This window comes from Endozoicomonas sp. SESOKO4 (assembly GCF_024606275.1).
In genome coordinates, this window is the sequence record NZ_JAHHPS010000189.1 from 1 (window position 1) to 1,645 (window position 1,645).

Annotated in this window: 1 protein-coding gene; it reads right to left on the reverse strand. The window is 46.3% G+C overall.

Translation table 11 applies throughout. The features are described from left to right. A partial coding sequence (locus KDK16_RS03510; protein ID WP_257274704.1) for a hypothetical protein occupies positions 1-1,645 on the reverse strand: 1,645 nt, incomplete at both ends.

A 1,645-nucleotide genomic window follows, 5' to 3' on the forward strand; every position in this document is an offset into this window, starting at 1 on the left:
TCGCCATTCTTGTCTTTCCATTCAGGCCAGCTCAGCACCGCTTTCACTTCCTCATATTTGAGCATGCCTCTGTCATTATTCATGGACGAGAAGGCGCGAAACAGCTCCATATTGAACTCGCCATCCTTGTCCTTCCATTCGGGCCAGCCCAGCACCTTTTTCACTTTCTCATGTTTGAGCTTTCCTTTGGCATGATTCATGGACGAGAAGGCGCGGAATAACTTCATGCTGAACTCGCCATTCTTGTCTTTCCATTCCGGCCAGTCCAGCACCTCTACAACTTCCTCATGGTTGAGCAGGCCTCTGCTATGATTCATGGACGCGAAGGCATGAAACAGCTCCGTATTGAACTTGCCATCCTTGCCTTTCCATTCTGGCCAGCCCAGCATCTCTTTCACTTTTTCATGTTCAAGCGTGCCTTTGCTGCTATTCATGGACGAGAAGGCGCGGAACAGCTCTACGCTGAACTTGCCATGCCTGTCTTTCCATTCGGGCCAGCCCAGCACCGCTTTCACTTCCTCATGTTTAAGTATTCCTCTGCCATGATTCATGGACGAGAAGGCGCGGAACAGCTCCATACTGAACTGGCCATGCCTGTCTTTCCATTCAGGCCAGTCCAGCACCTCTTTGACTTCCTCATGTTTGGGCAAGCCCCGGTTATTATTCATGGACGAGAAAGAACGGAACAGTTCCATATTGAACTCACCATTCTTGTCTTTCCATTCCGGCCAGCCCAGTATTGCTTTTACTTCCTTATGTATGGGCAGACCTTTGCTACTATTCATGGACGAGAAAGAAGTCAATACATCCAAACTTGCTAAATATTCGAGTTCACTTTGACTACGTTCTGCAAAACTACGGATATGTTTTTTTAGATTACCCAGCATGTTGGTTAGCATGCCTGTATTTTTGAAGTTTTCAGAAAGGTGCGCAAAAAAAATGCTCGCATTCTCGAAGAAGGCATCAAAAGAATCTCTCTCTACGAAACCAAGTAGCTTATAAAAAGTGTGCTTTACAGTGATGTTTTTTTTCTTGAATACCTCCATAAGGATTTGAGCTTTTTCAAGCTCTTCCTCGCTTAATTCGTATTTAATATTTGCTTTTACTTTTTCCAATGGGTCATCGGTAATCTGATTGTCTGTCGGCTTCTTTTTTTTGGCTGGTGGTGCAGCGGCTGTTTTTGAGTTATTTCTCTTTCTACCCGGACCCTTCTTTTTTTTCTGAGCCGGTTCTGATGAATCAGGTTCTGTTTCTTCCGGGGTTTGTCTTGCTCTTTTTTTACCATGAGTGCCCGACAGGCACTTGTTGCATAAAATCGCTGAGGCAGCTGCCTCATTGGTTATTTGCCTTAATTCCTGTGTATCCAGTGCCTTGTTACACTTGGAACAAGTGACAACCGAACTTCCGGTATCCTGCACAACTGAAGGTTCCGGTGGGTCATCGTCTCCACGACCACTGTCGCCTGTAGAATCGGTTCCCTGGTTACGGGCAGTGGATTGGCTTATCTGGCCGGTCTGATCTGTTGTCGCAGTCGTTGATGCTTTGGTCATTCGGGAGGATGGATTCTTTTTCTCAGTACCTACCTGTCGGCCAGAATATTTGGCAGAAACGATCCCACGGTAAACACTGAGTTCCTGACCATTCT